Raw genomic sequence first — 22464 nt, forward strand, 5'->3', positions numbered from 1 at the left:
AGGTGCGGAAAGGGTGTGAATGTTTGATTTACGCGCTATGATGTGCCCTTGCATAGAGAGCCCGGCGGAATGGTAACGGTCGCCGGGACACGTTTTTGAAAGGACAATCATGTCAGAAGAACTTCGTTCCATCCCACCTCAACACGGGTCCTTTGTTTTTACGTCGGAGTCGGTGACCGAAGGTCATCCCGATAAGATCGCTGACCAGATCAGCGACGCCGTCCTCGACGCAATCCTCGCCAAAGAAATAGAGCTCCAAGAGCAGGGCTACATCGCCCCCAACGGCGTGCCTGCCAACGTGGAGAACGTCCGCTGCGCCTGCGAGACCCTCGTGACCACCGGCACCGTCATCGTCGCCGGCGAGATTCGCACCCAGGCCTACGTCGACGTACAGGAAATCGCCCGCGGCGTTATCCGTCGCATTGGCTACAACCGTGCCAAGTTCGGTTTCGACTGCGACACCTGCGGCGTTATGAGCCTCATCCACGAGCAGTCGCCCGATATCGCCCAGGGCGTCGACGAGTCCTTCGAGACCCAGACCGGCGCCACCACCGACCCGATCGACCTGATCGGCGCCGGCGACCAGGGCATGATGTTCGGTTATGCCTCCAACGAGACCAAGACCCTCATGCCCATGCCGCACTACCTGGCAAGCCGCCTGGCCGAGCGCCTGGCCGCCGTGCGCCACGACGGCACCCTCGCCTATCTGCGTCCCGACGGCAAGACCCAGGTCACCGTGCGCTACGAGGAAGGAAAGCCCGTCGAGGTCACGACCATCGTCATCTCCACGCAGCACGCCGCCGAGATCGAGGACATGGGCAAGATCAAGGCCGACCTCATCGAGCACGTCATCACCCCGGTCATGGCTGCCGAGAACATGCCGTGGGACAAAGCGGACATCTACGTGAACCCCACCGGTCGCTTTGTCGTGGGCGGCCCCATGGGCGACACGGGCCTCACCGGCCGCAAGATCATCGTCGACACCTACGGCGGCTACGGCCGTCACGGCGGCGGTGCCTTTAGCGGCAAGGACTGCACCAAGGTCGACCGCTCCGCCGCGTATGCCGCGCGCTGGGTCGCCAAAAACGTGGTCGCTGCCGGCCTTGCCGACCGCTGCGAAGTCGAGCTGGCCTACGCCATCGGCGTTTCCAAGCCCCTCTCAATCATGGTCGACACCTTCGGTACCGCGCATGTTGCCGAGGACAAGATCGTCGAGGCCGTAGAGAAGACCTTCGACCTGCGCCCAGGCGCAATCATCCGCGATCTGGACCTGCGTCGCCCCATCTACGAAAAGACGGCAGCCTACGGTCACTTCGGCCGCGAAGACGCCGACTTCACCTGGGAGAAAACCGACCGAGTCGAAGAACTCAAAGCAGCCTGCGGACTGTAATTGGGAACCACCAAGGTCACAACACGCACACGCTTTCAAAAGAAGTACCGCCCCCAAGCGGTACTTCTTTTTTATTAATCCGGTAGTGAAGATGTTTCGATATGAGCCTACGCTGCGTCACTAGCTAATGAATTTTGCAGCACAGGCACTCCAACCATGTATCCTTAGTCCCGAGGGGCGGGGCATAAGGTCGCCTGCTCGGACAGTCCTGCTCGCACGGAGAGCACATTAAGTGCTCTCCGGCTCGTGCGGAACTCGCGATCGACCTTATGCCCCGCCCCTCGGGACGACGAGACAAGGCAAAGGAGCAGCCATGGCAGGCAAGCCGCAAACACTAGCTACGACCTCGGCATTCGAGATCTTGGGCCCCGTCATGGTCGGCCCCAGTTCATCGCACACCGCCGGCGCCCTGCGCTGCGCCCAAGTTGCCGCCAGCCTGCTGGAAGGCCGCATCACCAAAGTCACCTTTGGCCTGTGGAACTCCTTCGCCCACACCTACCGCGGCCACGGCACCGACCGCGCGCTCGTCGCGGGCATCCTGGGCCTCGATACCGATGACGAGAACATCAAGCAGGCCTTTGACCTCGCACGCGAGCAGGGCCTCGAATATCACTTTGACATTAAGGGCGACGACGCCTCCATCCACCCCAACACCGTGGACATCGACATGCAAGACCTTACGGGCGCCACGGCACAGGTCCGCGGCGAGAGCCTGGGCGGCGGCAAGATGCGCATCAGTCGCATCAACGGCGTCGGCGTCGACATCTCGGGCATGTATTCCACGCTCTTCGTGGCGCACCAGGATGTTCCCGGCGTGCTCGCCGCGCTCACGAACCTGCTCGCCTACGCCCATGTGAACATCGCCTTCTGCCGCACCTACCGCACCGAGGTGGGCGGCCAGGCCTACTCCGTCTTTGAGACCGACGGCGCGCCCGACGACACCGTTATCCCCATGTTACGCAAGCTCGACAATGTCGATTACGCCACCTTCATTGAGCTTCCCGGTTCGGCCTCATCGCTCTCCCCCGGCGTCTCAGCAAAGGAAATCTTCGACGACGGCGAGCAGCTGCTCGATGCGTGTGACGAACTGGGCCTCAACATCGGCGCCGTCATGGCCGTGCGCGAGGCACGCCTGACCGGCGAGCAGCATGCCGTCGCTGCCATGCGTCGCGTGCTCGATGTCATGAAAGACGAGACCACGGCTCCCATCGACAATCCGCAGCGATCGCTCGGCGGCCTCATCGGAGGCGAGGCAAAACTTGTCGATGCCACCGGCAGCAACGACCTGAGCTCCAACTTAATGGGCGCCGTCCAGACCGACGCCGTGGCTCGAGCCATGGCCGTGCTCGAGCGCTCAGCCACGATGGGTGTGATCGTCGCTGCCCCCACGGCAGGCTCCGCAGGCGTCGTACCCGGCTGCGTGCTGGCGCTCGCCGACCACCTCGAGCTCGACGACGAACAGATCATGGACGCGCTCTACTGCGCCGCCGCCATCGGCCTCAACCTCACCACGAGCGCCTGCGTTGCCGGCGCCGAGGGCGGCTGCCAAGCCGAGGTCGGAAGCGCCGCCGCCATGGCAGCCGCCGCGCTGGTGCAGATGCTTGGCGGCACGCCCGAGCAGGCGCTCGACGCCAGTTCCATCGCGCTGAGCAACCTGCTGGGCCTCGTTTGCGACCCCGTCGCTGGCCTCGTGGAGGTGCCCTGCCAAAACCGCAACGCCATCGGCGTGGCGGCGGCCTTTAGCTCGGCACAACTCGCCCTCGCCGGCATTAAGAGCCTGGTGCCGTTTGACCAGATGGCACATGTCATGCTCTCGGTGGGCCACGCGTTGCCGGCCACGCTGCGCGAGACGGCAAAGGGCGGCATCGCGCAGGCTCCGGCCGCACTTTCGGCCTGTGCAAAATGCGGTGTGTGCGGATAGCGACAAAGAACGACTCAGAGGTGGGACAAATGTCCCACCTCTTTTGAATGCCACCGTTTCCATACCACAAACAACTGGGTAATCGCTATAATGCAAGCCCAGTAAAAACACGATGAGCCGCAAGGCGAAATTCGAAGGATATGCATACGATGTCGCAAAACGATCGAACTCAACTGATTCCCGATCCGCAGCAGCCGAGCAGGCACACCGGCGGCGTTCAGTCGCCGCGTCCTATCGCGCCGAGCCACGGTCAGCAGCGTGGTGCGGCAAACGCTTCCCAACGCCCGAACCAGCAGCGTCAGGCAAACGGCAATGCGCCCAAGCAGCCCCCCACGCACGCTCGAGGCAATCGCGGCCCCGCACGCAAACCCGCCGAGAACAATAAGTCAGGTAAAAAGACGACGCTCTTTGTCGTTCTGGGTCTTATCGTCATTGTCTATATCGTAGGCGTCGTAGCGTTTTCGCAGGTAGCCTACCCCAACACCACTATCGCCGGCGTCGATGTCTCGTTCTCCAACGCTTCGTCTGCCGCCACCAAGGTCAACTCGGCTTGGAAGCACTATAAGCTCACCGTGACAGGCGATGACTTTAGCTGGACCTATCAGCCCGAGTCCGATGAGCCCATTGTCGACGGCGAAGCTGCCGCAAAAGAGATTATCAGCCGCAACGAAGCCATTGTATGGCCGGTTCGCCTTGTAGAATCCTTAAGCGGCAAGACCAAAACAACCGCTAGCTCCAACGAAGTCGATCTTGATCAAGACGTCGACCTGTCCATGCTCTCCGACACCTTTGACCAAAAGCAGTTTGAGAAGGATCTGGGCGCCGCCATCGACGAGTTTAACGAGGGGCGTTCGGGCGCGTTCGAGGCCAATAGCTCCTATGACGAGCAGGCCGGCAAGTTTACCGTCGAGAAGGCGCGCTCCAACGAAAAACTCAACCGCGAGCATGTCATTAAGTATGCCGAGCTCGAGCTTGCCTCGCTGGCCGAGACCGTAGATCTTTCCAAGCTCGGCAACGATGCCTATGAGCCGCTCAATGGAACGCTGACCGATGATCAGATTCAGTCTGCATGCGATGCCGCCAACAACTTCTTGGGCGTCAACGTGACCCTCAAGCTCAACGGCGAGGATGCCGGCAAGGTTGATGGCAGCTCCGTGTTGCAGTGGATCAGCTTTGCCGATCCGGCCAACCCCACGCTCGATACGTCGCAGATCAGCAGCTGGGCAGCCGAGCTCGCCAACGGCTTTAATACCGTGGGCTCCACTCGCTGGTGGACGCGCGCCGATGGCAAGCAGTGCGCCGTCGAAGGCGGCGACTTTGGTTGGTCCATCGACAGCAGCTCGCTCGCCAAGCAGGTCGAGGACGCCATCAACAACAAGCAGACCGGCGAAATCGAGATCAAGTACTCCCAGAAGGCCGACACATTTACCGCCAAGGGCGAGCCCGACTGGAAGGCCTATATCGACGTCGACCTGTCCGAGCAGCATGCGCGCTACTACGACGAGAGCGGCAACATCGTGTGGGAGGCCAACTTTATTTCTGGCAAACCGGGCGAAGACGCCACCCCCGAGGGCGTATGGCAGATCAACAGCAACGATGGCGCCAGCAAACTCATCGGTGCCAAGGACCCCGAGACCGGCAAGCCCAAATACGAGAGCCCGGTAAGCTACTGGATGCCGTTCGAGGGCAATATGGTCGGATTCCACGACGCCACCTGGCAAAACGATTCGAGTTTCGATAACGCCGAATCGTACAAGTGGTGCGGTAGCCACGGTTGTATCAACCTGCGTCTGGCCGATGCCAAGTCGCTCCACGAGCGCATCAAAGTCGGCCTCTGCGTGGTCGTGCACTCGTAACGCAGCTAACGTCTACAACAAGTAGACAGCACGGCGACAAAACTTACAGTACCGTCATCCGCAACTTCTATACGCCCGCCTATCGCGACGGGCGTATATACTTATCGGAGCCATATCGATAAAGGAGACGCTATGTCCAAGGTCCCCACGATCAATCCGGGTCCTGACGATTCCGATCGCATGCCCCAAGATGCCACCGAGACCCTGCCGATTATCAGCGCTGCAGACACCAAGCAGCCCCAAACGAGTCTCGACGATTCGACCGATATCTCCGATGAAGAAGCCTATGCAAAGCTCAAGGCAAAGCGTGCCGAGCGTCGGCGCAAAAAGCTCATCCGACGCGGTATCGCCGTCGGTGTCGTTGTTGCCATCGCGCTCATTGCCATCATCGCAACGCTGGTCATCAACGCGCAACCCGCAGGCACCAACGGACCGGTGACCGACATGGTCACCGAAGGCACGTTTACCACCACAGTCGAAGCCAAGGGGCAGCTTAAGCCCATCTCGGCATCGGTCGTCTCCCCTTCTGTCGACGGCACGGTGGCGCAGATCAACGTACAGGCCGGGCAGAGCGTCAACGAGGGCGACGTGCTCATGACGATTAAAAACGACGAACTCGATAACGCCGTTGCCGAGGCGCAGCGCGCGGTCGCGGCCGCCCAGGAAGACCTGAACAATGCGCGGGCAGCACTCGCTGCCGCACAGTCCGCACCGGCGACAGATGCCGACGGGGCGGCTGCACCAACAGACGCAACCGCTAACGCCAGCGCAGTCTCGAGTGCGCAGCGCAATCTCGCCTCGGCTCAGGCTACACTCGAGCAGGCAAATGCAAAGGCGGCCGAGCGCACCGTGAAGGCCCCCAGCGCGGGCAGCATCGTCGAGCTCAACGCCAAGGTGGGCGCCACGGTGACCGGGGGCATGGTCATGGGAGAAGGCGACACGAGCGGTGGCAAACAGTGCATGCAGATCGCCGACCTCTCCAAGATGAAGGTAACGGTCCAGGTGGGCGAAAAGGACATCGCCAAAATCGCCGTGGGTCAGAGCGCCAACGTGACGTATCCCGCGTTTCCCGACATCGTGAGCCAGGGCACCGTCACGGCTATCGCATCGGTGGCAAACTCCGACTCCAGCTACGGTGGCAGCGGCAGCGTGACCTTTAACGTCGACATCCTCATCGAAGCTCCCGATAGCCGCCTTAAGCCCGGCATGACCGCTGAGGTCTCGGTGGTGACCGAGCAGCTCGACGACGTGGTGATGGTGCCGACCATGGCGCTCATGACCAAAGACGGCGAACACTATTACGTCAACGTGGCAACCGATGACGAGGGCAAGCAAACCCGTCGCGTGAAGGTGACCGTCGTGACGCAAAACGACAACGAAGCTGTAGTCGGCAAGATACAGGTCAAGCGCGACGACCAGGGCAACGAGATCAACCCTAACGTGCCGGTTACCAAGCTGCGCGATGGCGACACCCTCGTCATGGACAACGGAGCGGACGCAACGGCTGACGGCGGCTACAGCGCAGATTCGGGCAGTATGTCTGCCGACGAGGGTATGTAATGCGTCCCGTCATCGACATCCGCAACGTGCACCGCATTTTTGAGAGCGAGGCGGGTTGCGCCCACATCTTGCACAACGTGAGCCTGGCGGTAGATCCCGGCGAGTTCGTCGCCATTACCGGCCCCTCGGGCTCAGGCAAGTCGACGCTCATGAACATCCTGGGCTGCCTGGACAAACCGACAGCAGGCGACTATTACCTGCAGAGCCTCAACGTGGCGGAGCTCGATGATGACGAGCTCACCGAAGTCCGCGCCCTGAGCATTGGCTTTGTCTTTCAGAGCTTCAACCTGCTGCCGCGCCTGTCGGTTATCGAAAACGTCATGCTGCCGCTGGCCTACACCAACGTGCCCCGTAGCCAGCGCGAAATGCGCGCCGTGCACGCGCTGCAGGCCGTCACGCTGCCCGTCGACCACTGGGACCACCGCATATCCGAGCTCTCGGGCGGCCAGATGCAGCGTGTCGCCATCGCACGCGCCCTCGTTAATGACCCGCCCATCATTTTGGCTGACGAGCCGACGGGAAACCTGGACTCCGCCACCGGAGCGCTTGTGATGGAGACCTTCCATAAGCTCCAGGAGCGCGGCAAGACCATCATACTCATCACGCACGACCCCGGCATCGCCGCCGAGGCCGACCGCGCCGTGACCATTCGCGACGGCCGCATCCACGACGGCGCGTATATTCCACATGCACCGCGGACCCTGCGCAACGCCGTAGATAGCCTACCCACGATCTCCGAACCGACCATCCCGCAGAAAGGAGTGATGGTGTGAGCACGCACGACCTCATCCAAGAAGCACTTCACTCGCTCGAGGCCAATAAGGGGCGCAGCCTGCTCACCATCCTGGGCATTGTCATCGGCATAGCCTCGGTCATCGCCATGACCTCGCTCATCGGCGGCATCCAAAACAGCTTGGTCAATAGCCTGGGCCTCAATGCGGCACGCATGGTGCAAATCTATTCGTCGCAAGAACTCACCGATTCGGACGTCGAGAAGCTTCAAAAAATAGTGCCGCAGATAGAGCAGATCGGCATTGTCGACAGCGCGTATACCGAGTACAAGACCGGCGATAAAAGCTATACCGTCATGGCACAGGGTGTCGACAGCGACATGCTCGACGCCGTGGGTGCCAGCAAGCTCGTTGCAGGACGTGTCTATTCACAGGCCGAGTCTCAATCAGGATCGCACGTGGCGCTCATCAGCCGCGGCGGCGCCGATCAGCTTTACGGCAACGAACAGGACGCACTGGGGAAAACCATCAAGGTGTCCAACGGCGAGGTGCAGATTGTAGGCGTGATTGATGGCGGCAACGACTCCATGGGCTCGCTCACGCTGTATATGCCACGCGAAACCATCTCCGGCCTGTTTGGCGACGAGAATCCTTCATTCCCCAGCGTGACAGCACTTGCCGCCGAGGGTACGGACATGGATGAGCTCTGCAAAACCATCGAGTCCAAGGTGCGCGCGATGAAGGGAATCGCGGAGGATGATGAGTACGACAGCGTATCGGCGACCTCCATGAAAAGCGCCATCGATGCACTCAACTCGTTTATGGGCGCCTTCTCGCTCATCATGGGTGCTGTCGCTAGTATCTCACTGCTTGTCGGCGGTATCGGCATTATGAATATGATGCTCACCAACGTGACTGAGCGCATCCGCGAGATCGGTATTCGCCGTGCCCTGGGCGCCAGTCGTCGCGATATCACCGCGCAGTTTTTGGCCGAGTCCTCGGCGCTGTGCGTCACCGGTGGCCTACTGGGTGTCCTGATTGGCTATCTGCTGGCCTGGGGCCTTGCGATGTTTGCCGCAGGATCAGGGGTTCTCAGCGAGCTCGGTGCCAGCGGGCAAATCACACCGAGCTTTTCAATCGCCACGGTGCTGCTGGCCTTCGCCGTCTCCGTCGGCATCGGCGTGATCTTTGGCTTCTACCCCGCCCGCCGCGCCGCAAAGCTCGACCCCGTCGAGTGTCTACGCTACCAGTAAGCCACCAATGAGTTGCGGTGAAATAGGGGCTGTTTATGCTGTTAATAGGCTATATCTGACCCTATTTCACCGCAACTTTGAAAGCGTCTGGTATAACGCTTTACCCCAAATCAAATTGATTCGTTGAATAGACACAATAGGTATTCTTTACGCTCTTTTAATTCCACATATGGGTATTATCACACACAAGCCACACATGAAAGGATATGCCCATGTCGCTTACACAGTCAGCGGAGCGTGCAGCGCTCAACAAACTCATCGATTATCTCGACGACAACCCGCAAGAAAACATCGACAAAATCATGGATCTCGTGAACAAGCTGGTCCCCGACCGCGTGTTTCCTGCGCAGCGCGAAGCGTTCACCAACGTCATCAAGAGCCGCGGCAATTGGTATGACTTGATCATGCGAGTCTTCACCCTCAATCCCGATATGCGCACCAAGTTGCTCAAGGCGCTTATTGTCGACGGCAACCTGCTCGCATGGCCGCAGCAGGAGAAGAATCGCGAAAAGTACCAGTGCAACATTCCGTGGGCCATCCTGCTCGACCCCACGAGCGCCTGCAACCTGCATTGCACGGGCTGCTGGGCAGCCGAGTACGGCTATAAGCAAAATCTCTCGTTTGAAGACATCGACTCTATCATCACGCAGGGCAAAGCACTCGGCACGCACATCTACATCTACACAGGTGGTGAGCCGCTCGTTCGCAAACACGACCTTATCAAGATCTGCGAAAAGCACCGGGATTGCGTGTTCCTCTGCTTTACCAACTCAACGCTTATCGACGAAGCGTTCTGCGACGACATGATCCGCGTAGCCAACTTTGTTCCGGCCATCAGTGCCGAGGGCAACGAGCACACCACCGATGCCCGCCGCGGCGAGGGGACCTACGCAAAGATCGAGCATGCGATGAAACTCCTACGCGAGCGCAATCTACCGTTTGGTATTTCGACCTGTTGGACCAGCGCCAACGCCGATACCGTCGCCACCGAGGAAAACATGGACTGGATGATCAGCGAGGGAGCGCTCTTCTGCTGGTACTTCCACTTTATGCCGGTCGGACGCAACGCCACCTCCGAGCTCATGCCCACGCCCGAACAGCGCGAGCACATGTATCGCTTTATTCGTGAGATGCGCGAGAAGAAGCCGCTCTTTACCCTCGATTTCCAAAATGACGGTGAGTACGTGGGCGGCTGTATCGCCGGCGGCCGTCGCTACCTGCACATCAATGCAGCGGGCGACGTGGAGCCGTGCGTGTTCATCCACTATTCCAACGCCAACATCCACGAAGTGAGTCTGCTTGACGCGCTGCGCTCTCCCCTCTTTATGAAGTATTACGAGGGCCAGCCGTTCAACGACAATTACCTCAAGCCCTGCCCCATGCTCGAGAACCCCGATGTGCTGCCCAGGATGGTGGCCGAGACGGGTGCCATGAGCACCGACTTGGTCGAGAAGGAAACGCCCGAGCAGCTGCGCGAGAAAACCCGCGCCGCGGCCGAGGCCTGGGCTCCCGTGGCAGATCGCATTTGGAACGATCCAAGCGACCCCCTCTATGCCAAGCGCCACAAAGACGAGACGCAGGGCATGGCCGATAGCGATATGCATAAATTCGAACAGCAGGACCGCAAGCTTAAGTCTAGCTGCTAGTGCCCCATCATCGATAGAATACAAAGGCGCGGGCGCCCCAAATTACCTTGGGGCGCCCGCGCCATCTATGACATATATCCCCTAAGTTGTGGTGAAATAGGGACTGATTATGCCTTCTACCAGCAAAAACAGACACTATTTCACCGCAACTCATTAAGGGGCTGCTTGGGGACATATTCCGGCAGTAGGCCTACTCCAAGCGAGATTCAAGGCTCGATAGTCCGTTCAACGTCAGATTGTTAGCGACCTCCGAGATGCGCTCGATGGGCACCGAGCCATCGGAGAGCGCCCACGTGCGGTAAATGCCGATGATACCCGACAGCAGAAACGCCAGATAGTAGTCGAACATCTCGTCCTTGAGACCTTGGGGCAGCAGATCGCGCTCGGCAATCTCGTGTTCGAGCGGCGTACGAAGATGAGCCATAAAATCATCGAGCGGAATGTTCTCGATCAGCTGACGATTGAGCACCAGGTTGTTGCACAGCGCCTCGTTAACGGTTTTAAAGAAGGTCGCCGCCGCGCCCAGGGCGCGCTCGTTGGTGTTACCGCCCATAGAGGAAAGCGTCTTTTCGACAGAGTCGACGATCATCTCGACCACATCGGCGGCGATGGCATCGAGCAAGCCATCAACCGTACCAAAGTGAACGTAAAAGGTCTTGCGGTCGACATTGGCCTCGCGCGCGATGGCACTCACCGTAATGTCTGCCAGCGGCTTTTCCATGAGCAGGCGCTCGAAAGCGGTAAGAATGGCATTGCGGCTGCGAACGATGCGGCGATCAAGACGCGGTTTGCTGGTGTCCATGGACGTGTCCCTTCGATATGCGGGCATTCATCAACAGATGAGAGATAATCTACGTAAGAGGATTATCCCCCATACAGCACAAATATGCCCCGCATCATGAAGAACGCACGACTGCCCTACTGGGACTTAGGGTGCTTCTTCTTATTGAGTGCCGACGGAGACACGCGGATACCGTCGCCTGTCTGTCGCACATAGGCTTTATGAGCCGGTTTAGCGGTCCCAGAAGCCTTCTGAGCGTGCTTCTTGGGATCAACGGTAACAGCATTCATGGGGTGCGGCATAGTGGGCGCAGAGGGCGTCTGAGGCGTGCGGCCGAACCTGCGCATCACACGATCCCAGCGCGCATGGATACTCTCGTTGTGGGCGCTCTTAAGGCCCAGCAGGGGCGCAGCCAAAATGGTCGGCGCGATAAACGTAATGAGGCGCCACAGCAGATAGCCGGCGGTCGAAGCCGACCCAAAGAAATGACCCAAGAACAATGCAAAGCCGCCCTCAGCGCCACCAGTTCCACCGGGCAAGGGGACCGCAGAGCTCAGCAGCTGGACAAAGGCGCTCGCGGCCATGACCGAGAAAAAGTCGACCTCGTGGTGGCCAAAGGCAAGCATCAGGAAATACGGCACCAGATAGAAAAACGCGAGCTGCAGCATGGTGATAAACACGGTGAGCAGCATGGACGAAAAATGTCCGGCCGAAAGCTTGAACTTCTCGGAGAACGAGTAGATCTCGCCATCGACAAACGAGCGCCATCCATCGATCTTAGTGGCCGAGACACCTATGCGCTCGAGCCAATTGATGATGCAATGGGCGACGCGCGTGACGGTCTTAGGCATGAGCGCGACGGCGAAGATGCCGAGCAGGATGCAGCAGTGACCGCCAAAACTAAAGACGCACAGCAGCGTCATGTCACCATAGCGCTCGGCAAAAAACGGCATGCGAGCAAGCAATAGGATAGCGCCCCAGGCAACGAGGCCAAACTGATACACAATAAATCGGGTGAACTGCGTGGCACCCGCTTCGCCCACGTTTTGGCCCGCTTTGGTCAGGCGGTAGATCTGGGCAGGCGTAGAGCCCATCATCATTGGCGTCAGGTTGCCAAAGAAGATGCCACTCGCCTCGACCGAGATCAGGTCGCGAATGCCGACGGGTGAATTGGGGTCGAGCCAGACGGCGATCGCATAGGCCACAATGCCAAAGAACAGATACATGAACATGCAAAGACACGCGACAACGAGCCAGGGCGCCTGGACGCTCGACATAGCAGCCCAGAACTGCCCCATCTGCCCGGTTACCACCAGATAGACGATATAACCTACCAGCACAACGCCGATAAAGATTGCGCCGCGGCGTGCGCTCTTATTGTCATCGCCGCCCGAGGCCTCAACCTCGACCTGGGGCTTGGACGTATGCTGAGAGGACTCCGTCATGAGACTCCTTCTAACAGTCAAAATATCTTGGTTATTGTACCCGTAAGGGCCATAAGCAGAACGAAAAGCTCTTGTTCAAACGGGAATGACAGACAGTTGTTTGATAATAAAAAACCCGGCCTTCCGTGGAAAGACCGGGTATCAGATGCATGGTAGCCCGTACCAGATTCGAACTGGTGATCTCCGCCTTGAGAGGGCGGCGTCCTAAACCGCTAGACGAACGGGCCACATGACATCTGCACTGCCGTGCTGCGAGGACATATATTACGGGACAAAAAACGTCAGCGCAAGAAGAAATTCCAAATTGCCGAAAAATTGTCGGCAGGTTATGGAACGCGCAGGTCAACTGATTAGCTAGTTCAAGTTGAGATGAGCCAGGAGGGCTTCGCGATCGTTGGGGATGTTGTCCTCGATCACCGCGTCGAGGGCGGCGTTGAGAAGCTGGCCCAGCTCGGGCCCCGGCTTCACACCGGCGCGGATCAGGTCACCGCCGTTGATGGCGAGCATCTTGAGCGTATAGGGCTCCCGCGCCTCCAGTAGCTCGTGCGCCAGCGCGCGCATCTCCTCAATCGTCTCGACGTAATAGAAGCACGACGGGGCCTTGCCAAGTGTGTCGGCACGCTTGAGGTCCATGAGCTCGTCCATCAGACGCGGCGTGTCGACGCCCTCGCCCGAAAGCGCGCGCATCATATTGAGCAAGCAGGAGCGCTCGGGACGCAGCGGCTTGTCGTGATACTTGATGAGTAGGCACACGTCGCGAACCAAATCGTGCGAAAGCGCGAGGCGATCCATAATGACACGTGCCTTCTTGGCCCCGAGCTCGGGGTGACCGTAGAAGTGTCCGTTACCGGCATGGTCGACCGTGAAACAGTCGGGCTTGGACACATCGTGCAAAAACGCCGCCCACATCAGGCTCATTGAGGGTGTAACGCCGTCGCACAGCGCCAACTCCCCCGCCACCGTCAGTACACGGGCGATATGCTCGTAGACGTTAAACGCATGATAGACACTGCGCTGGTCAAACCCACGAGCCGGCGCAAGCTCTGGTACGGCGGCGCAGATGAGCTCGGGGTAGCGCAGCATGGCGTCTCCCCCGTGGCCGGTCGAAAGGATGCCCTCAAGCTCAATGCCCACACGCTCGCGCGCCACGGCATCGAGCAGCGGCGCGCACTCGGCAAGGGCACGCTTGGTCTCGGGCTCAATCACAAAGTCAAGGCGGCAGGCAAAGCGCACCGCGCGCAACATGCGCAGGGCGTCCTCATTAAAACGGCGCTTAGGATCACCGACGGCACGAATCAGCTTGCGGTCTAGGTCACCCTGGCCATCGTAGCGGTCGACAAGGCCGCGCTCGGGATGCCACGCCATGGCATTGACGGTAAAGTCACGACGCGCCAGATCGTCCTCAAGCGAGGCGGCACGCTCCACGCTCTGGGGATGGCGGCCATCGGTGTAAAAGCCGTCCAGGCGATAGGTGGTGACCTCAATGCGCTCGCCATCGCAAATGGCGGTGATGCCGCCAAATTTAATGCCCGACTCGACCACCGCAATGCCAGCGGCCTCGAGCGCCGCCTTTGACTCCTGCCACAGGCCGCTGCAGCACATATCTACATCGTGGCTGGGGCATCCCATCAGCGCGTCACGCACCCAACCGCCCACATACCAGGCCTCAAGACCGGCATCCTCGAGGGCTCGCAACACGCGCAGAGAGGCGGCTGACGGCTGCGTAGCGTTAAGCGAAACATTGCACATTCCTGTGGCCTCCTGCACTTGCGGGCGTATCGATTGACGGTTCCCAAGAAGTCTAGCAAGAAACGAGAGCGGGCGCACACGCGAACCCACATCTCGCGTGATTGAGTGCCAAGTCCTCGGCTACCAAAATGAAAAAGCACCCGCCTCGGCAATCCGAGACGGGTGCTCAACAATGCAAGAAACCAAGGCCCGTACGTTGCGCTAGCAGACCTGACGGATGGCAATGCCCTTCTGATACTCATCGACCTTGGCAAAGTCGCCCAGGCCCGGGCACTCGACAACGTTGGCGCCGGTGGCCATCGAGAGACGCAGGGCGTCCTCGACGCGCTCGGGAGCGTCGTGCCACACGGACAGGAAGGCGGCCAGCGAGGAATCGCCGGCGCAGACCGTCGACAGCAGCTTGACGTCGAAGGTGCGCTTGGCAAACCAGATGTGCTCCCCGTTGGAGAAGTATGCACCGGCACCGCCGAGGGTCAGCAACACGTTCTTGGCGCCCTTGGCATGCAGCTCGGCCATCGCGCCCTTGACAGACTCGTCGTCGCCACCGCTCACCTTAATGCCAAAGATGTCGAGCAGCTCGTCGTCGTTGGGCTTAATGAGCAACGGCTCCATGGCAATAAGGTCGGCCAGCTGATGGCTCGAGATATCGAGCACGAACTCGGCGCCCTTTGCCTTAACACGGCGAAGCACCTCGGCAAGGAAACCCTCGGAGGTGTTGGGGGGCAGCGAGCCACTGATGACCAGGCAGGTCATATCGTCGAGTGAATCGATGAGCTCAAACATCTCCTGCTCGTTGGCCTCATTGATGGCGGCACCGGCGTTGACCATGTTGTACTCGGTATCGGGACCGGCGTTGAGGAAGACGTTGACGCGCGTAATGCCGTCGGTCCACACGGGCTTGACGGGCACGCCCAGGGCCTCGGCGCCCTTGACGATAAACTCGCCCGAGAAGCCGGCAAAAAAGCCCAGGATTGTGGTGTCGACGCCGTAGTGATCGAGGGTGAACGAGACGTTGAGGCCCTTGCCGTTGGGCGTGTAGACCGCGTTACGCGTGCGGGTGACGGTGTTGGCCGAAAGGCCGTCGCAGGCGATGTTGTAGTCAATGGCAGGATTTGCAGTGAGCGTATAAATCATGAATGTTCCTTTCACAAGGCAACGAGTTAATGAAAGTATATTCCACGCATCGATAAAAGGCTACAACAACTCGGTGAACGGTGTGGAAGCGATGAAGTACGGCAGAACATGTCTCCCCCATGACAGAACAAAAAAGGCGCCCCGGCCGAAACCGGGGCGCCGCATGCGCGCGAATATGTCGCGTTTCGATTACTGACGATCGAGCTTGCGAACAGCAACACGCTTGCTGTACTCGTCAACGTGACCGAAGTCGCCAATGCCGACGGACTCGGCAACGTTGGCGCCGGTGGCCATAGCGAGCTTCATGGCCTCCTCGACGTTGTCGCGATCCCTGTACCACTTGTGCAGGAACGCAGCGAGGGTGCAGTCGCCGGCGCAGACGGAAGAGACCAGCTTGATGTTGAACTCACGCTTGGCATACCAGATGTCCTCGCCATTGGAGAAGTAAGCGTCGCCGCGGCTACCACGGGTGAGCAGCACGTTCTGGACGCCGGCCTCGTGAGCCAGCTTCATGGCAACGCGGACCTCGTCGTCGGTGTCGACCGGCACGCCGAAGATGGCCTTCATCTCGTGATGGTTCGGCTTGATGAGCAGCGGCTTCTTGTGAGCGAGCTCCTTGAGCTTGTCGGAGGACAGGTCCAGGACGACGTCGGCGCCACGGGCCTGGGCGTGCTCCATGACCTGAGCCAGGAAGTCGGGCGTAGCTTTGGGAGGCACGGAGCCGGAGACGATCAGGCACTCAAGGTCGCCCGCGGTGTCCAGGATGTTGTAGAGCTCCTCCTGGTGCTGCGGCGTGATCGGAGCACCCGGGTTCAGGATGCCGTACTCGTGCTGACCATCGTTGACGTAGGTGTTGATGCGCGTGATACCGTCGGTCCAGACCGGACGGCAGAGGCAACCCAGGTTCATGACCTCCTCGACGATGAACTTGCCCGTGAAGCCGGCGAAGAAACCGAGCGCGACGGTGTCGACGCCCATCTTCTTAAAGGCGAAGGACACGTCGAGGCCCTTGCCGTTAGCCGTGTAGCTGGCCGAGCCGGTGCGGACGTTCTCGTCGGGCTCGAGCGGAGAGCTCGAAACCGTCATGTCGACAGCCGGGTTAGCGGTTAGCGTGTAGAACATTTACAGTACCCCCTGTATATGTGAGGGCCGCGTGGCCGGCCCATTCCAACCACGCGGTTACCTCTGATACCAAATTAGCGAGCTGCGGACTCGAGCAGCGCCTTGACCTCGGCAGCGGTGTTGCAGGCGAGCGCCTTCTCGGCGAGCTCGTCGCACTCGGCCTTGGTCCACTGGCTGATGGTCTTGCGGGCGCGCAGGATCGACGGAGCGCTCATCGAGAACTCCTCCAGGCCCCAGCTGATCAGCAGCGGCTCGAGCAGCGGATCGGCAGCAGCCTCGCCGCACATACCGACCATGATGCCGGCCTTCACGCCGCTCTCGATGATGTTCTTAAGCGAGCGAAGCACGGCGGGATAGTAAACCTGGTACAGGTTGGAGATGGTGTCGTTACCACGGTCGGCGCACATGGTGTAGCCGATCAGGTCGTTGGTGCCGATGGAGAAGAAGTCGGCGACCTCGGCCAGGCGGTCAGCGAGCAGCGAGGCGGCAGGTGTCTCGACCATGATGCCGACCTCGATGTTCTCGTTGAACTTGCGACCCTCTTCGGTCAGCTCGGCCTTGCACTGCTCGACGAGCTCCTTGACAGCCAAGACCTCCTCGACACAAGTGACGAGCGGGATCATGATCTTGACGTCACCGAAGGCGCTAGCGCGCAGCAGGGCGCGGAGCTGGACCTTGTACTGGTCGGGGTTGGCCAGGCAGTAACGCACGGCGCGGAAGCCCATGAAGGGGTTCTCTTCCTTGACCATGTGCAGGTACGGAATCTCCTTGTCGCCACCCACATCGAGCGTGCGGATGATGACCGGAGCGCCCTTGAGCGCGCTGGCGACCTTACGGTAGGCGTTGAACTGCTCCTCCTCGGAAGGAAGCTCAGCAGAGTCCATGAACAGGAACTCGGAACGGAACAGGCCGATAGCCTCGGCGTCGTGATCGAGCGCGTTGGGCACGTCATCGGGGTTGCCGATGTTGCAGGCAATGATCTTCTTGATGCCGTCGGCAGTCACGGACGGCTTGCCGCGGAAGGCCTCGAGAGCCGCCTTCTCGGCAGCGAAAGCCTCGGCCTTGGCAGTGTAAGCGGCGAGCGTCTCCTCATCGGGATCGGCCTCGACGATACCCTTGCCACCGTCGACGACAACGGTCATGCCGTTGCGCAGTGCGGTGCAGCTGTTGGAAACCGAAAGGACGGCCGGGATCTCGAGGGCGCGCGCGATGATCGCTGAGTGCGACGTGCGGCCACCGGTCTCGGTGACGATACCGGCAACATGGGCCTTATCGATCGTGGCAGTCATGGACGGCGTGAGGTCGTGCACGACAACGACGGTGTTCTCGGGCAGGACGGAAAGGTCGACGACCTCCTTGCCCAGCAGCTCGGCCAGAATACCGGTGCGGATGTCGGCGATGTCGGCCGCGCGCAGACGGAACATCTCGTCGTCCATGGACAGGAACATGTTCTCGAACATGGTCGAGGTGTCCATGAGCGCCTGCTCGGCGCAGGTGCCGCCGTCAATGGCGGCGTTGATGGCGTCGGTCATGCCCGGATCCTGAGCCAGGACAATGTGTCCGCTCATGATCTCGGCCTCGGCCTCGCCCACCGTCTCCTTCATGTGGTCGGCCTGAGCCTGGGTCTTCTCGCAGAAGACCGAAAGAGCGGTCTGATAGCGCTCCTTCTCTGCTGCCGAATCAGCAACCTCGTGCGGCTCAAACGTCAAGTCGGGATCGACGGCGACCATGACGGTGCCGATACCGATGCCCTCGGAAGCGTTGACTCCCTGATACATTCCCATTCCTCTCTCCGTGTCATGTGATAAAGCGTTTTGCCATATCCATGACAAAAGAGCGCAGCTACCTTAAGACAGGTCACTGCGCCCCCAAATATGAACTTAGTTGTTCAACATGCGACCCGTTTGAGTTCTACTCGCCAAGACCGCTCTTGATGAGCTCGATGGCAGCAGCCAGAGCCTCGGCCTCGTCGGCGCCGTCGCACTTGACCTCGACCTCGGTACCGCAGGGGATACCAGCAGCCATGAGGGCCATCGGGGACTTGCCGTTGACCTCCTTCTCGGGGGTGACGACCGTCACGTCACAGGCGTACTTGCCCATGGTGGAGGCGAACAGACCAGCCGGACGCATGTGCAGACCCTGAGGATTAACGAGGGTAGCCTTCTCAGAAACCATAGTTGACTCCTTTTTTGTGTTTAACCCCTGTCATGCATGTGGCAGGAGTCAGATTCACGACGTTGTTTATATTAACTCACATCAAACGGTTTTTCATTGTGTTTCGCACGAATTGTTGGACAGATGTCGTTCGCTGTCCGCTCGCCTGCCGGGCGGGGCGGTTAAGTTTGCTGCTCTACAGTCCTGCGCAAGACGGAAAGCACATTAAGTGCTTTCCTTTGCGTGCGGAACTCACGACAAACTTAACCGCCCCGCCCGGCAGGCGAGTTGCGGAAACTCGGATGGTCCAGAGCAATATCGTGCGAAAGGAATTCTGGCTGAATTTTTGTCCGCACGGACGATCTAATAGACAAGCCGCGCTATCCCCTTCTTCTAACTTGCGGTGAAATATGGACTGATTTTGGGGTTGAAACGTTTAAACAGCCCTTATTTCACCGCAAGTTAGAAGAAGGGGGATGAAAAAGGCGGAGGCCCTGGGGAGGGACTCCGCCTTATATACAGGGGGGCGATGTTATTCGCGTACTGTGGAATTAGACCAGGCGGGCGTTGATCGTCTTGGCGATCTCGGCGGCGTCGGTGGAACCCTTGACGGTGGCACGGAAGTCCTCGTCCATGAGCGCCTCGGCGACCTTGGACAGGATCTTGAGGTGCGTGGTGCCAGCCTGTGCACCAGGGATGAGCAGAGCGATGGCCACGTTGACGGGAGCGCCGTCCATGGTATCCCAACCGGTCACGCCGGACTCGTCCTTAACGACGATGACGGCAGCCTCGGTAATGGCGTCGGACTTGGCATGCGGGATGGCGAAGCCCTCCATCATGCCCGTGGTGCCCTCGGCCTCGCGGGCCAGGAAGGCGTTCATCACGGCGTCGGCGTCGCTGGCGATACCGGCCTTGACAGCCTGGTTGGAAACGAAGCTCAGAGCCTCGTCACGAGAAGCGAAGTCCTCGGCGACAAAGACATTCTCGACCTTCACGAAGTCGGCAGCCTCGGCCTTAGGGGCTTCAACGGCAGCAGCCTTGGAAGCCTCAACCGGCTTGGCTACAGGAGCGGCCTTCTGATTCTTCTCGAAGTCGTACTTCTTGAAGGCCACGAACAGGATGCCACCGATCACAGCGCCGATGAGGATCGAGAGGACCCACAGCGGACCGTTCTCGACAACGGGCAGGACCAGGAAGCCACCGTGAGGCGCCGGATCGTGAACGTTGAACATAATGGTCAGGATCGAAGCGATGGAGGAACCGAGCATCATGATGGGCATGACCGGCCAGATGTTCTTGGTCATGAACGGAATGGCGCCCTCGGTGATGTGGGTGCAACCAAGAATGAGGTTGACGATACCGGCGTCGTGATCCTCCTGGCTGAAGTACTTCTTGCCGACAACGACAGCGAAGGTGGTGATCAGCGGCGGAACAATGCAGGCGGCAGAGACGGCAGCCATGAAGTTGGTGCCAAAGTTGTAGGTATCGGTGCCAACGCCGGCAGCCAGTGCCTCGGTGAGCATAGCAGTACCGGTGACGTAAGCAGCCTTGTTGACCGGGCCACCCATGTCAAAGGCGCACATGCAGCCGATGGCAAGACCCAGGACAACGGCGCCAGAGGCGGACAGGCCCTTGAGGAAATCCATCATGGCGGTGTTGATGGCAGCCATGGGGCCCGAAATGCCGAGCATGACCAGGCCGACGATAGCCGTCGAGAACAGCGGGTACAGGAAGATAGCCTTGAGGCCGTCCAGGTTCTTGGGCAGACCGGCAAAGACCTTCTCGAGCAGCAGGATGACATAGCCAGCGAGGAAGCCGCCGACGATGCCGCCCAGGAAGCCGAAGCCCACGCCGGCGCCACCGGCGTCGATCATGCCGGTCTCGGCGTTAACAGGCAGGCCCTGAATGGCGATCATACCGGCAACAAAACCAGGGACGAGCGCCGGGCGCTTACCGATAGACTCGGCGATGTAGGCAGAAAGCACGGGAACCATGAGGTTCATGGCGATGCCGCCGATGATCTTCAGCATAGCGGCGAAGGTGTTGTAGTCGGCAGCCGTCGAATCGAAGGACGTAATGCCCCACAGGAACGAGACGGCGGTCAGGACACCACCGGCAACGACGAAGACCAGCATATGGCTGACGCCGTTCATAAGGTGCTTGTAGATGACGTGACCGATGGACTCCTTCTCCTCGGCCTCGTCCTCGACATCGGCAGCGGCTGCAACCGTGTTGTCGCCCTTGGCGGCGAGCGCGCGGTCAATCAGCTTACCGGCGGCCTCAACGGACAGGGCCTTGGAAACACCAACGGAAACCATGGGCTTGCCGGCGAAACGCTCAGCCTGGACATCCTTATCGGCTGCGACGACGACGGCCTTGGCACCAGCGATCTCGCTCTTGGTGAGCTCGTTCTCGACACCGACCTGGCCATGGGTCTCGACCTTAATGGTCAGACCTCGCTCGGCAGCTGCCTTCTCCAGCGCCTCCTTCGCCATGAAGGTGTGCGCAATGCCGGTCGGGCAACCGGTGGCGGCGATGATGTCAAACTTAGCCATGTGTCCCTCCTTTTTAAGTTTTGCGCCCGCAGGCGCTCCCCTACACGCGCGTCCTTGCGCGCTTTTCCACAAATGAAAGATACCAACCTACCGTCCGCGTGAGAAGAGACAATGCGCAATTCTCCGGTGAAAGGTTCTTTCATAACCGTAAACGGTAGGTGAAAGTTTACCATCAACACCTGAAACGGCAAGGTGTATCTTGTAATTGAAAATCCCCCTATACTATGACATTACAAAACGAGTCCGATTATCATGCCAACCAGGAGCCATCCATGACCGATAGTAGCAAGAGCGCACTTTCCCTCATTAGTACCCATCAGGGATACAGCGAGTCCGAGCAGCGTATTGTCGACTATATATTGGAGCACCAGTCCGAGGCGCCACGCCTCACGGCGGCTCAGCTCTCGCGCGCCGCCGCCACGTCCGAGGCGACCGTTTCGCGCTTCTGCCGCAAGCTTGGCTTTGGCAGCTTCCGCAGCTTTCAGTTTTCGTTGGCGAGGGATTTGGAAAGCCAGCGCAACGAGGGCCTGACTGACGAAGTCTCGCTCGACAATATGGAGCAGAGCCTTAAGAACATCCTGGCTGCCAAGGTGAGCGAGCTTAATGCGACCATCGACGGGATCGACCACGATACGTTGGCGGCTGTTGTGCATGCCCTTAAGCATGCAGGGGTTATTGAGTTTGCGGCTGTGGGCAATACGAACGCGGTCGCGCTCGATGCGACGTTTAAGTTTTCGCAGCTGGGCCTGCGCTGCATGGCAAGCACCATTAGCGAGACATCAATCGGCTTTGCGCTCACGTTGCGCCCGGGTGACGTCATCGTGCTCATCTCAAACTCCGGCAAGTCGCGCCGACTGAATCGCATGGCAAAAGCGGCTCGCGACTGCGGTGCCACCGTAGTCGTCATCAGCAGCGACAGCAAGTCTCCACTCGCGCGCCTGGCAGACTACACTTTTAATACCGTCAACCATGAAGCGCTGCTGACGACGGGTGACTTTGCGTTCTCCAAGATCAGCGCCACGATGATCATCGAAGTCATCTACAACTTCCTGCTGCCCGAAATCGAGGACGCCCGAGAGCACATCAGCTACTACGAGGAGCTCATCCAGCCGGACAAGGTCGTTGAGTAAACGCGTAGTGGGACAAAACTTCAGTCTATTTTGTCCC

General features: G+C 59.6%; 16 protein-coding genes and 1 tRNA gene. 8 read left to right on the forward strand and 9 right to left on the reverse strand.

Annotated elements, in window-relative coordinates:
- Nucleotides 1–109: 109 nt before the first annotated feature.
- The 7 genes from metK to I2H81_RS06870 all read left to right on the forward strand — a co-directional run bounded on the left by metK (nucleotide 110) and on the right by I2H81_RS06870 (nucleotide 10357).
- Nucleotides 110–1390 carry a methionine adenosyltransferase gene (metK, locus tag I2H81_RS06840; protein WP_195645010.1) on the forward strand — a complete coding sequence of 427 codons (1281 nt, stop codon included), beginning with the start codon at nucleotides 110–112 and terminating at the stop codon, nucleotides 1388–1390.
- Between the two features lie 313 nt (nucleotides 1391–1703).
- On the forward strand, nucleotides 1704–3311 hold the full coding sequence (gene sdaAA, locus I2H81_RS06845; RefSeq protein WP_195645011.1) for an L-serine ammonia-lyase, iron-sulfur-dependent, subunit alpha: 1608 nt from the start codon (nucleotides 1704–1706) through the stop codon (nucleotides 3309–3311).
- A gap of 149 nt (nucleotides 3312–3460) precedes the next feature.
- Nucleotides 3461–5167, forward strand: a complete 1707-nt coding sequence (locus I2H81_RS06850; RefSeq protein ID WP_195645012.1) for a L,D-transpeptidase — start codon at nucleotides 3461–3463, stop codon at nucleotides 5165–5167.
- Between the two features lie 132 nt (nucleotides 5168–5299).
- Nucleotides 5300–6727 carry an efflux RND transporter periplasmic adaptor subunit gene (locus tag I2H81_RS06855; RefSeq protein WP_195645013.1) on the forward strand — a complete coding sequence of 476 codons (1428 nt, stop codon included), beginning with the start codon at nucleotides 5300–5302 and terminating at the stop codon, nucleotides 6725–6727.
- Nucleotides 6727–7500 carry an ABC transporter ATP-binding protein gene (locus tag I2H81_RS06860; RefSeq protein ID WP_195645014.1) on the forward strand — a complete coding sequence of 258 codons (774 nt, stop codon included), beginning with the start codon at nucleotides 6727–6729 and terminating at the stop codon, nucleotides 7498–7500. Before I2H81_RS06855 ends, I2H81_RS06860 begins: the two co-directional genes overlap by 1 nt.
- On the forward strand, nucleotides 7497–8711 hold the full coding sequence (locus tag I2H81_RS06865) for an ABC transporter permease (protein WP_195645015.1): 1215 nt from the start codon (nucleotides 7497–7499) through the stop codon (nucleotides 8709–8711). Before I2H81_RS06860 ends, I2H81_RS06865 begins: the two co-directional genes overlap by 4 nt.
- Before the next feature lie 212 nt (nucleotides 8712–8923).
- On the forward strand, nucleotides 8924–10357 hold the full coding sequence (locus I2H81_RS06870; protein ID WP_195645016.1) for a radical SAM protein: 1434 nt from the start codon (nucleotides 8924–8926) through the stop codon (nucleotides 10355–10357).
- A 190-nt stretch (nucleotides 10358–10547) separates the two neighbouring features.
- Here I2H81_RS06870 and I2H81_RS06875 read toward each other — a convergent pair whose 3' ends face one another.
- From I2H81_RS06875 to I2H81_RS06915, 9 genes are all read right to left on the reverse strand, one after another.
- On the reverse strand, nucleotides 10548–11159 hold the full coding sequence (locus I2H81_RS06875; RefSeq protein ID WP_195645017.1) for a TetR/AcrR family transcriptional regulator: 612 nt from the start codon (nucleotides 11157–11159) through the stop codon (nucleotides 10548–10550).
- 116 nt (nucleotides 11160–11275) lie between these two features.
- Nucleotides 11276–12583, reverse strand: coding sequence for a lysylphosphatidylglycerol synthase transmembrane domain-containing protein (locus I2H81_RS06880; RefSeq protein ID WP_195645018.1), 1308 nt, complete (start codon nucleotides 12581–12583; stop codon nucleotides 11276–11278).
- Nucleotides 12584–12733: 150 nt separating this feature from the next.
- Nucleotides 12734–12810, reverse strand: a tRNA-Glu gene (locus tag I2H81_RS06885).
- 127 nt (nucleotides 12811–12937) lie between these two features.
- Nucleotides 12938–14332 (reverse strand): CCA tRNA nucleotidyltransferase, encoded by a 1395-nt coding sequence (locus I2H81_RS06890; protein ID WP_195645019.1) that lies wholly within the window; start codon nucleotides 14330–14332, stop codon nucleotides 12938–12940.
- Between the two features lie 201 nt (nucleotides 14333–14533).
- Nucleotides 14534–15466, reverse strand: coding sequence for a 1-phosphofructokinase family hexose kinase (locus tag I2H81_RS06895; RefSeq protein ID WP_118205626.1), 933 nt, complete (start codon nucleotides 15464–15466; stop codon nucleotides 14534–14536).
- A 189-nt stretch (nucleotides 15467–15655) separates the two neighbouring features.
- Complete coding sequence (locus I2H81_RS06900) at nucleotides 15656–16588, reverse strand: 1-phosphofructokinase family hexose kinase (RefSeq protein WP_099431686.1); 933 nt, start codon at nucleotides 16586–16588, stop codon at nucleotides 15656–15658.
- A gap of 74 nt (nucleotides 16589–16662) precedes the next feature.
- Entirely contained in the window at nucleotides 16663–18366 is a 1704-nt protein-coding gene (ptsP, locus tag I2H81_RS06905; protein ID WP_099431685.1) for a phosphoenolpyruvate--protein phosphotransferase, read from the reverse strand.
- Between the two features lie 133 nt (nucleotides 18367–18499).
- The gene (locus I2H81_RS06910; RefSeq protein ID WP_022094575.1) at nucleotides 18500–18763 is read right to left on the reverse strand and encodes an HPr family phosphocarrier protein; all 264 of its coding nucleotides are present in this window, start codon (nucleotides 18761–18763) and stop codon (nucleotides 18500–18502) included.
- A gap of 530 nt (nucleotides 18764–19293) precedes the next feature.
- A complete protein-coding gene (locus I2H81_RS06915; protein WP_195645020.1) occupies nucleotides 19294–21297 on the reverse strand; it encodes a fructose-specific PTS transporter subunit EIIC in 2004 nt (667 codons plus the stop codon).
- A gap of 272 nt (nucleotides 21298–21569) precedes the next feature.
- Between I2H81_RS06915 and I2H81_RS06920 the strand changes: the two genes are divergently transcribed.
- Nucleotides 21570–22427 carry a MurR/RpiR family transcriptional regulator gene (locus tag I2H81_RS06920; RefSeq protein ID WP_117806188.1) on the forward strand — a complete coding sequence of 286 codons (858 nt, stop codon included), beginning with the start codon at nucleotides 21570–21572 and terminating at the stop codon, nucleotides 22425–22427.
- The last annotated feature ends 37 nt before the right edge of the window (nucleotides 22428–22464 follow it).

Source organism: Collinsella aerofaciens, from assembly GCF_015561195.1.
Taxonomy (GTDB): Bacteria; Actinomycetota; Coriobacteriia; order Coriobacteriales; family Coriobacteriaceae; genus Collinsella; species Collinsella aerofaciens_AC.

What these genes read in the sequence shown, in the direction of transcription:
- I2H81_RS06880 (WP_195645018.1), bottom strand. Translation starts at nt 12,583, where the DNA reads ATGACGGAGTCCTCTCAGCATACGTCCAAGCCCCAGGTCGAGGTTGAG.
- I2H81_RS06910 (WP_022094575.1), bottom strand. Translation starts at nt 18,763, where the DNA reads ATGGTTTCTGAGAAGGCTACCCTCGTTAATCCTCAGGGTCTGCACATG.
- I2H81_RS06875 (WP_195645017.1), bottom strand. Translation starts at nt 11,159, where the DNA reads ATGGACACCAGCAAACCGCGTCTTGATCGCCGCATCGTTCGCAGCCGC.
- sdaAA (WP_195645011.1), top strand. Translation starts at nt 1,704, where the DNA reads ATGGCAGGCAAGCCGCAAACACTAGCTACGACCTCGGCATTCGAGATC.
- I2H81_RS06915 (WP_195645020.1), bottom strand. Translation starts at nt 21,297, where the DNA reads ATGGCTAAGTTTGACATCATCGCCGCCACCGGTTGCCCGACCGGCATT.
- metK (WP_195645010.1), top strand. Translation starts at nt 110, where the DNA reads ATGTCAGAAGAACTTCGTTCCATCCCACCTCAACACGGGTCCTTTGTT.
- I2H81_RS06895 (WP_118205626.1), bottom strand. Translation starts at nt 15,466, where the DNA reads ATGATTTATACGCTCACTGCAAATCCTGCCATTGACTACAACATCGCC.
- I2H81_RS06900 (WP_099431686.1), bottom strand. Translation starts at nt 16,588, where the DNA reads ATGTTCTACACGCTAACCGCTAACCCGGCTGTCGACATGACGGTTTCG.
- I2H81_RS06870 (WP_195645016.1), top strand. Translation starts at nt 8,924, where the DNA reads ATGTCGCTTACACAGTCAGCGGAGCGTGCAGCGCTCAACAAACTCATC.
- I2H81_RS06850 (WP_195645012.1), top strand. Translation starts at nt 3,461, where the DNA reads ATGTCGCAAAACGATCGAACTCAACTGATTCCCGATCCGCAGCAGCCG.
- I2H81_RS06855 (WP_195645013.1), top strand. Translation starts at nt 5,300, where the DNA reads ATGTCCAAGGTCCCCACGATCAATCCGGGTCCTGACGATTCCGATCGC.
- ptsP (WP_099431685.1), bottom strand. Translation starts at nt 18,366, where the DNA reads ATGTATCAGGGAGTCAACGCTTCCGAGGGCATCGGTATCGGCACCGTC.
- I2H81_RS06920 (WP_117806188.1), top strand. Translation starts at nt 21,570, where the DNA reads ATGACCGATAGTAGCAAGAGCGCACTTTCCCTCATTAGTACCCATCAG.
- I2H81_RS06890 (WP_195645019.1), bottom strand. Translation starts at nt 14,332, where the DNA reads ATGTGCAATGTTTCGCTTAACGCTACGCAGCCGTCAGCCGCCTCTCTG.
- I2H81_RS06860 (WP_195645014.1), top strand. Translation starts at nt 6,727, where the DNA reads ATGCGTCCCGTCATCGACATCCGCAACGTGCACCGCATTTTTGAGAGC.